The sequence below is a fragment of the Streptomyces sp. NPDC051909 genome, assembly GCF_040681095.1.
Classification (GTDB): Bacteria; Actinomycetota; Actinomycetes; order Streptomycetales; family Streptomycetaceae; genus Streptomyces.
In genome coordinates this window covers 1-9,081 of sequence record NZ_JBFAYA010000061.1, presented here as the reverse complement: position 1 = coordinate 9,081, position 9,081 = coordinate 1, and the positions used below count along the sequence as shown (strand labels likewise).

Here is a 9,081-nt window from a genome sequence, read left to right as displayed (position 1 = left end):
TACGAGGATGATCCTCCGCCTTGCGCCTGCACGCACCGGACGCCGCGCGCCCCGCCCTGCGGGCGGACGACGCTATTTGTCAGACACGGCCTAGGCCGCGTCTGCGGTCTCCGGCGCCCCGAAGCGGGCGAGCAGGTGCCAGACCCGCTTCACCGCCTGCCGGTCGTGGCGGCCCGACTCGGCGGCCGACTGGACGATGCGGGGGTCCAGCCGGCCCTCCTCGGCGATCGCGGCGCCCAGTTCGACGAACTCGGGGCCGCGGTAGTCGGGGTGCCGGCGCAGTTCCTCGACCGTCAGCCGGAAGCCGCCGTGCCATTCCACCGGGCACGGCAGCGCGCGGGCGGCGGCCTCCACCTCCGTGCCCCGGAAGGACGGGTCGAGGACGAGCGCCGCCACGTCACGGCCGAGCTCGACCGGGCCGTGCACCTGAGCCTCGACGTAGTCGTCGAGCGCGTCCCGGCCGTCCGCGAGGGCCAGCGCGATGAGCCCTGCCGTGCGCTCGGCGACGCCGAAGTCCGTCGGTTCGAGGACGCTGTCCGGGTAGCAGAACGTGGTACGGGCGAGCGTGTCGGCGGTCAGCCTCAGATGCGCCGAGCCGAAGCGCGGCGCGGCGCCGTACGGGCGTCCCCGGTGGTCGAGCGCGCCGTACACCGGGCGCTCGTGCGCCGGGGCGTCGTCGTACGCGCCGCCGAAGATCCGGCTCTCCCAGCGCCACCGGTCCCCGCCGGGGCGCGCGGTCAGCCCGCCGTTGCTGGTGCCGGTGACGAACTGCGAGCGGTACACGCCGTCCTCGGCCAGCCGGCCGAGGAAGGTGGGGTGGAAGTTCAGCGTCACGCGCGGCGCGGGCGCGACGGCGGCGCCGGTGGCCAGGGCGGAGACATGGGCGAGGGCGCGGCGCGGCCGGGGCAGGAGGTCCATCGCCGCAGTCTGCCGTTCCCGCCGGCCTTGCGTCGCGCGCTTTTCGCTGGCTACGGTCCGACCCTGCGGCAAGCGCTTTCCGGAGCGGACCGGGCCGGCCCCGCCGCACGTCACGCGACAACCACGCACCAGGGGGAGGGCCCACGTGCCCCGCAGCACCGCCGCCACCGACGTCCTCGTCTACACCCGCACCGCCGGCTACCGCCACGACTCCATCCCCGCCGGCGCCGCCGCGCTCGCCGAACTCGCGACCGCCGCCGGCCTCGCCCCCGAGACCACCGAGGACCCCGCCGCCTTCGCCCCCGGCCGCCTCGCCCGCTGCGCCGCCGTCGTGCTGCTCTCCACCACCGGCACCGTGCTCACCGACGCGGGCCGGGCCGCCTTCGAGGCGTACGTGCGGGGCGGGGGCGGCCTCCTCGTCGTCCACGCCGCCGCCAACGCCGAACCCGACTGGCCCTTCTACGGCGAACTTCTCGGCACCCGCTTCACCGACCACCCACCGCTCCAGCCCGGCACCGTCCTCGTCGAGGACGCCGCCCACCCGGCGACCGCCCCGCTGCCCGCGCGCTGGGACCGCACCGACGAGTGGTACGAGTACAGCAGCCACCCGCGCGCCGCCGGCGTCCACGTCCTCGCCGGCGCCGACGAGACCAGCTACGAGGGCGGCACCCTCGGCGCCGACCACCCCCTGGTGTGGTGCCGCGAGGCGACGCCCGGACACGGCCGGATCCTCTTCACCGCGCTCGGCCACGCCACCGAGGCGTACGCAGACCCCGTCTTCCGCGCCCACCTCGACGGCGCGCTGCGCTGGGTCGCGGGCCGCTGACCGGCCGCCGACCGTGCTCCGACCAGCGGCGGGGGGGCGAGTACGGCGGCCCTCTGCCGCCCCCGGGACCCGGCCGGCGGTCACCCCGCCGCCCCGCCCCGATTTGCGGCCCGCGCCCGGTCGCGCAAGCGTGACGGGTGGGGAAGGTTGCGCGCGGGGGCTCCAGCTCAGGAGGAGACGACATGGGCATCGCCACCGTGAACCCGGCGACGGGCCAGACACTGCGCACGTACGAGGCCCACGGGCCCGCCGAGGTCGAGCGCCGCATCGACGCCGCCCACGAGGCGTACCGCCAGTACCGCACCACCCCCTTCGCCGAGCGCGCCCGGCTGATGCGGGCCGCCGCGTCCCTCCTCGACGAGGACGCCGAGGACATCGCCCGCACCATGACCACCGAGATGGGCAAACCGATCGTCGCCGCCCGCGCCGAGGCCGCCAAGTGCGCCAGGACCATGCGCTGGTACGCCGAGCACGCCGCGGCGCTGCTCGCCGACGAACACCCCGACGAGCACGACGTCCAGGACTCCGGCGCCGACCGTGCCCGGGTGCACTACCGGCCGCTCGGCACGGTGCTCGCCGTCATGCCGTGGAACTTCCCGCTCTGGCAGGTCATCCGGTTCGCCGCGCCCGCGCTCATGGCCGGCAACACCGGCCTGCTCAAGCACGCCTCCAACGTGCCGCAGACCGCCCTCTACCTCGGCAACCTCTTCCGCCGCGCCGGATTCCCCGACGGCTGCTTCCAGACCCTCCTGATCGGCTCCGGCGCCGTCGAGGGCGTCCTGCGCGACCCCCGGATCGCCGCCGCGACCCTCACCGGCAGCGAGCCCGCCGGGCGCTCCGTCGCCGCCATCGCCGGCGACGAGGTCAAGAAGACCGTCCTGGAGCTCGGCGGCAGCGACCCGTACATCGTCATGCCCTCCGCCGACCTGCCCCGCGCCGTGAAGACCGCGGTCACCGCGCGCGTACAGAACAACGGGCAGTCCTGCATCGCCGCCAAGCGCTTCATCGTCCACCAGGACGTCTACGACGACTTCGCCGAGCGATTCACCGCCGCCATGAACTCCCTCACCGTCGGCGACCCCCTCGACGACGACACCGACGTCGGCCCGCTCGCCACCGAACAGGGCCGCGCCGACCTCGAAGCGCTCGTCGACGACGCCGTGGCCAAGGGTGCCACCGTCCTGTGCGGCGGCGGCCGGCCCCCCGAGCTGCCCCGTGGCTGGTTCTACCGCCCCACCGTGCTGACCGCCATCACACCCGAGATGCGCGTCCACCGCGAGGAGACCTTCGGCCCGGTCGCCACCCTCTACCCGGTCGCCGACATCGAAGAGGCCGTCACCGTCGCCAACGACTCCCGCTTCGGCCTGAGTTCGAACGTCTGGACCCGCCGGGACGAGGACATCGCCTTCTTCGTACGGGACCTGGAGGCGGGCGGTGTCTTCGTCAACGGCATGACCGCCTCCCACCCCGCCCTCCCCTTCGGCGGCGTCAAGCGCTCGGGCTACGGTCGGGAGCTCTCCGGCCACGGAATCCGCGAGTTCTGCAACGTCACGACGGTGTGGCAGCGCGCCTGAAACCGGGAGGCCGGGAGGCCGGAGCGGCCCGTAGGCTGCGGGCATGACCGAGGCGAGCGGCCGGAACGACCGGAACGACCGGCAAGACCGGAACGACCGGATACGGGAGATCGTGGCGGTACTGCCGGGCATGCAGGACGTCAGCGAGGTCACGCGCGAGGTCGAGCGGTGGATCGCGCGCGGTGACGCGGTCCTGGCGGCCGACCTCGGCATCGCACTCGCCCGTGCGGACGGGGGCACGACGGAAGTCGGTCACGCCGCGGACCACTGGCAGTGCGGCCACATCCTGGACCATGTGCTGCAGCGCCTCGCGGTCACGCCCGGCGCCGACCACGCCGCCCAGGCTCTCCGCCTGGTCAGGCTCGCCGGAGGCGCGACCCGGAAGAGCGCTCGCTCCATGGCCTCCCTCCTTGCCACGGGGCAGCGCCCCGAGGACCTCGTCGTCGCCTTCCGCGGACCCGCCTCGGAAGAGCTGCGCGCCTGCCTCGTCCACGAACTCGTGCTGCGCGACGTCGCCGTGGACCGGATCCCCGGGATCGCGCAGTGGGCGACCTCCCCGCACTGGCGCCACCACCCGCTGGGCGGGCTCCCGTTGTCCCGATCCTCGCTGGAGCCAGGCCTCCGGCTGCTCGATCACCGCGGGCATGACACCCGCCACCGCACGGGGTACGGGCGCTCCGGCGTCGTCGCGATGCCCGTTCCCGACACCCCGGTACCGTCCGCCCGTGACGTGACGGCCGAACACCCGGTCACCGAAACCGCCCTGGACACCGCCGTCACGAACTGGACCGAGGGCTCCAACGGGGTCGTCGAGGCCAGGATCTTCGACCTCGACGAGGAACTGTCCCCCTTCGACGTCCCCGCCGCCCTGCCGGCCCTGGGCCTCGCCTGCCTGGACGGGATCGGCCCGAAGACCCCGCTGTCCGTCGGCCTCGCCCACCCGGCCGACGTCTGGCAGACCCTCTTCCGCGCCGCGTCCGCGGGCGGCGCGTACAGCTCCGGCGGCGCCGGAGCCTACGGCCGCCTCCACGCCTGGTGCTCCCTGGCGGCCCTCGCCGGCTGCCCGGATCCGTGGCACGCCACCGTGGACGAGATCGAGGCGCGGGCGAGCGAGTGCGACTGGTTCGAGTTCGAGGCGCGCACCGACTGGTTCCACATGGTCGCCTGGGACATCGGGGTGGCCGCCCTGTCCCCGGACGGGCGTCGGCTCGTGGTCCTGGCGGCCACGGACACGGACTGACGAACCACCCGTCTTCCCCGGCTCACCCGCGCGTCCACGCCAACAGCTCCTCCGCCCCCCATGTGTTGATCACCCGCTCCGCCGGCACCCCGCACTCCTCCGCCCGCGCGCAGCCGAAGATCTGCCACTCCAGCTGGCCCGGGGCGTGGGCGTCCGTGTCGATCGCGAAGTGGACGCCGGCGGCGACCGCGCGGCGGAGCAACCGGCGGGGCGGGTCGAGGCGTTCGGGGCGGCTGTTGATCTCGACGGCCGTGCCGGACTCCGCGCAGGCCGCGAAGACGCGGTCCGCGTCGAACTCCGACTCGGGGCGCAGCCGGCCGCCGCTCACCAGGCGGCCGGTGCAGTGGCCGAGGACGTCCATCAAGGGGTTGCGGACGGCGCGTTCCATGCGGCGGGTCATGGCGCGGGAGTCCATGCGGAGCTTGGAGTGGACCGAGCCGACCACCAGATCGAGCCGGTCGAGGAGTTCAGGTTCCTGGTCGGGGGAGCCGTCCTCCAGGATGTCGCACTCGATGCCGGTGAGCAGACGGAACGGTGCCCACTCCTCGTTCAGGCGGGCCACCACGTCCAGTTGCTCCCGCAGCCGGTCCGGGGAGAGGCCGCGCGCGACCTTCAGGCTGGGGGAGTGGTCCGTCAGAACCGTCCACGCGTGCCCGATGCGGGCCGCCGTGCGGCCCATGTCCTCGATGGTGCTGCCGCCGTCCGACCAGTCCGAGTGGACATGGCAGTCGCCGCGCAGCGCCGCCCGCAGCGTCTCGCCGCCCTGCACCTCGGGGACCGGGATCTCCCGCTCCAGGCGCTCCAGGTACTCGGGCACCCGCCCGGCCAGCGCCTCACGCACCACGGCCGCCGTCTTCGGGCCGATGCCCTTGACCGACTCCAGGGTGCCGGCAGCGGCGCGCGACGCGGTCGCCTCGGGCCCGAGGGCGGTGACGGCGGCGGACGCGGTACGGAAGGCCCGTACGCGATAGGTCGGTGCCTGCGAGCGTTCCAGGAGGAACGCGATCCGTTCCAGCGCCGCTACCGGGTCCATCGCCCGCACCGCCCTCCGCTCGCCCGGGTCCGCTACCGGCCGCCCGTGGCACCGTTCGACGCCGTATGGCCACCGCCACCGCCACCGCTGCCGTCACCGCTGCCGTTCCCGTTGCCGTTCGCCGCGCCCGGCCCGATCTCGCACCACACCGCCTTGCCCTCGCCGCGCGGCTCGACTCCCCAGCGCGAGGCGATCGCGTCCATCAGGAGCAGCCCGCGCCCCGAGGTCGCGGCCTCGCCGGGCGTACGGCGGCGCGGCCAGGCGCTGGACCGGTCCTGCACCGACAGGCGTACCCGGCGCACAGGTTCGGGCAGCACCTCCAGGGTGAGCACCGCGCCCCCCTCCGTGTGCAGCAGCACGTTCACCAGGAGCTCACCCGTCAACAGCTCGGCGTCGTCCGCGAGTTCCGGCATGCCCCAGTCCACGAGCGCCTGCCCCACCGCGGCCCGCGCGTCCGACAGGCCCTGCGGGTCGGCCTGGTGGATGTACTGGTGGATGCGCGGCGCCTTCGGGGTGCCCGGGTCCGGACTGCGCCGCAGCACGAGCAGCGCCACGTCGTCGCCCGATCCCCAGCGCTCCCACAGCCGCTCCGACAGATGGTCGGCCAGCGCCTCGGCCTGCGGCGGCCCGCTGCCCACCGCCTCCGCGAGCGCCGCGAAACCCGTCTCGATGTCCGTACCCGGCTGCTCGACCAGACCGTCGGTGCACAGCACCAGCGTCTCGCCCGGCACCAGGTCGAGCCGGGTCTCCGGGAACTCCTCGTCGCCGAAGACCGTCGCCAGGCCCAGCGGCAGCCCTCCTCGCAGCTTCGGCCGGCCCACCCGTCCGTCGGTGTGCCGGATCAGCGGCCCCAGGTGCCCGGCCCGCACCCCGCGCACCGTGCCGCCCGCCAGGTCCACCTGTGCGTAGGTGCAGGTCGCGAAGCGGTTGGTGTCCAGCTCCGCGAGGAAGCGGGAGGCCCGGGCGAGCACCGTGGACGGGGCGTGGCCCTCGCCCGCGTACGCCCGCAGCGCGATCCGCAGCTGCCCCATGATCGCGGCGGCGTGCGTGTCGTGGCCCTGTACGTCGCCCACGACCACGCCGACCCGGCCGCGCGGCAGCGGGATCACGTCGTACCAGTCGCCGCCGACCTGCCGGCCGCTCCACGCCGCGTGATAGCGCACCGCGATCTCGCCGCCGGTGATCTCCGGGATCCGCCGCGGCAGCATCGTGGCCTGCAGCCCCGTCGCCAGCTCCCGCTCCTCGTCGAAGAGGATCGCCCGCTGCAGCGACTGCGCCACGATCGCCGCGAGCCCGAGCAGCAGGTTGCGCTCGTCGGCGTTGAAGGTGCTGCGGCGCCGGTAGAACAGTGCCATCCCGCCGAGCGAGCGGGCCTGCGCCACCAGCGGCAGATAGCAGGCCGACCGGAACGGCATCCGGTTCACGTACGGCGCCAGCTCCGGGAAGTCCTCGGCGAGGCGGAGGAACTCGGGCACGAACCGGGGCCGGCCGCTCAGCACCGTCTCCGCGAGCGGCAGCCCCCGGTCGAGCCGACGGCTGCGGAAGTCCTCGAAGGCCTCCAGGGATTCCCCGGTCAGCGCGATGAGATTGAGCGAGCCGTGCTCCACCAGACCCAGCGCCAAGCCCTCCGCGCCGAGCCGCGCGAGCCCGCCGGGACCCGTCAGCGCGGCCGTCACGTCGTCCACGGTCACCGCCCGCGACAGCGCGTGCGTCGTGCGCTCCACGATCGTCGTCTGCGCCTCGCGGCGCTTCTCCAGGTCGAGCACGAAGGCCGAGTGCGTCACCTCGGCCGTCGCGTCCCGCACGATCCCCACGATCCGGTGCGCCATCCCGGAATCCCGGCGCAGGATCCGCGCCTGCACATGCGTCCATTGGGGTGTACCGTCCGGCCGCTCCAGGCGGACGTGCGCCGTGTACGAGGACCGGCCGCCGGTGATCGCGTCCCGGATCACCCGCTCGAGGCGCGTCCGCTCCGCGGGGTCCAGATCGCCCACGAGCGTCCCCGGCCGCCCGTCGAACGCGTCCGGGTCCACGCCGAAGACCAGCAGCCCCGCGTCGTCGACATCGATGGTGCCGGTGTCGAGATCCCAGTCGAAGCTGCCGGTGCGGTTCATGGCGAGGCGCTCGGTCGGCCCGATATCGCCGCCGCGCCTGCTCCGCTCCTCATCGGTCATCCCACCCATTGTCGAACCGGCACCCCGCCCACGCCATGGCGCGGACGACGCCAAGCGGGTGGATTCGGCAGAATGGGCCGGTGCAGCCGCCCCCGGACCCCGCCCCGACCCACCGCGTCACCTATCGCGTCCTCGGCCCCGCCCGGGCTGCTCGGGCCGACGGCGACGACGCCGCCCTCAGCGGCGCCCGGCTGCGCGCCCTGTTCACCGCGCTGGCCGCGGCCGGCGGCCGCACCGTCGCCCCCGACGCCCTCGTCGCCCAGGTGTGGGCCGACGACACCGACGAGGACCGGATCGCCGCCCTCCACGCCCTGGTCGGGCGGCTGCGCCGGGCGCTCGGCCGGGACGCCGTGGCCTCCGCCCCCGGCGGCTACCGGCTCGTGGCCGATGCCGACGACATCGACCTCTTCCGGTTCGAACGGCTCGCCGACGAGGCGGTACGGGAGCTGGCCGCCGCCTGCCCCGAACGCGCCGCGCACCTGCTCGACCTCGCCCTCGGGCTCTGGCACGGTCCCGCCCTCGCCGATCTGCCCGGACACCAGGCCGATCCGCTCGCCGTACGGGCCGAGGCGCGCCGCGACCGCGCCCGGCGCGACCGGCTCGCCGCGGACGTCGCCCTCGGCCGCGCCCAGGACACCCTCGCCCCGCTCGCCGCCCTCACCGCCGAACACCCCCTCGACGAACCCCTGCAGGCGCTGCGGATCCGCGCCCTGCGCGCCGCGGGCCGCCCGGCGGAGGCCCTCGCGGCGTACGAGACGGTGCGGAGCGACCTCGCCGACCGCCTCGGCACCGAGCCGGGACCGGAACTCGCCGCGCTGTACCGGGAGTTGCTGACCGGGGCCGGGGCCGGGACCGCTCCTGCTTCTTCGGAGGTGCGGCGGGCGCTGCCCGCCCCGCTGACCTCCTTCCTCGGACGGGACGAGGAACTGAACGATCTGACACGGGAGTTGACCCGATCCCGGCTCGTCACCCTGACCGGTCCCGGCGGTGTCGGGAAGACCCGTCTCGCCCTGGCGGCCGCCGACACCGCCCCGGACATCCAGGTCCGTCTTGCCGAACTTGCCGCCGTCCGCGAGGCGTCCGACGTCCCCACGGCCGTCCTCACCGCTCTCGAAGCCCGCGAGACCCAGGTCTGGAGCGGCCCCACCCTCCCCGACACCGCCGGCCACGACCCCCTCGCCATCGTCGTCGATCACTGCGCCCGCCGCCGTCTCCTCCTGGTCCTCGACAACTGTGAGCATCTGGTGGGTGCCGCGGCCGAGCTGGCCGAACTCGTGCTGGCGCGTTGCCCGGGTGTGACGGTGCTGGCGACGAGT

7 protein-coding genes are annotated in these 9,081 nt (G+C 74.8%); 4 read left to right on the top strand and 3 right to left on the bottom strand.

Features of this window, described 5'->3' with window-relative positions; translation table 11 throughout:
• Positions 1–90 precede the first annotated feature (90 nt).
• Entirely contained in the window at positions 91–918 is an 828-nt protein-coding gene (locus AB0M18_RS36155; RefSeq protein WP_365765608.1) for a DUF3626 domain-containing protein, read from the bottom strand.
• 145 nt (positions 919–1,063) lie between these two features.
• Between AB0M18_RS36155 and AB0M18_RS36150 the strand changes: the two genes are divergently transcribed.
• The 3 genes from AB0M18_RS36150 (at position 1,064) to AB0M18_RS36140 (ending at position 4,558) form a co-directional block, all read left to right on the top strand.
• Positions 1,064–1,744: a ThuA domain-containing protein gene (locus tag AB0M18_RS36150; protein WP_365765606.1), complete on the top strand. Its 681-nt coding sequence runs from the start codon at positions 1,064–1,066 to the stop codon at positions 1,742–1,744.
• 182 nt (positions 1,745–1,926) lie between these two features.
• Positions 1,927–3,318 (top strand): NADP-dependent succinic semialdehyde dehydrogenase, encoded by a 1,392-nt coding sequence (locus tag AB0M18_RS36145; protein ID WP_365765604.1) that lies wholly within the window; start codon positions 1,927–1,929, stop codon positions 3,316–3,318.
• A 43-nt stretch (positions 3,319–3,361) separates the two neighbouring features.
• Positions 3,362–4,558 (top strand): DUF6183 family protein, encoded by a 1,197-nt coding sequence (locus AB0M18_RS36140; RefSeq protein WP_365765602.1) that lies wholly within the window; start codon positions 3,362–3,364, stop codon positions 4,556–4,558.
• 22 nt (positions 4,559–4,580) lie between these two features.
• Here the strand turns inward: AB0M18_RS36140 and AB0M18_RS36135 are convergent, their stop codons facing one another.
• Both AB0M18_RS36135 and AB0M18_RS36130 read right to left on the bottom strand, forming a co-directional pair.
• A complete protein-coding gene (locus AB0M18_RS36135) occupies positions 4,581–5,591 on the bottom strand; it encodes a PHP domain-containing protein (protein ID WP_365765600.1) in 1,011 nt (336 codons plus the stop codon).
• A gap of 32 nt (positions 5,592–5,623) precedes the next feature.
• The gene (locus AB0M18_RS36130) at positions 5,624–7,765 is read right to left on the bottom strand and encodes a SpoIIE family protein phosphatase (RefSeq protein WP_365765598.1); all 2,142 of its coding nucleotides are present in this window, start codon (positions 7,763–7,765) and stop codon (positions 5,624–5,626) included.
• An 80-nt stretch (positions 7,766–7,845) separates the two neighbouring features.
• On the opposite strand from AB0M18_RS36130, the gene AB0M18_RS36125 reads away from it, so the two are divergent.
• A partial coding sequence (locus tag AB0M18_RS36125; protein ID WP_365765596.1) for a BTAD domain-containing putative transcriptional regulator occupies positions 7,846–9,081 on the top strand: 1,236 nt, incomplete at its 3' end.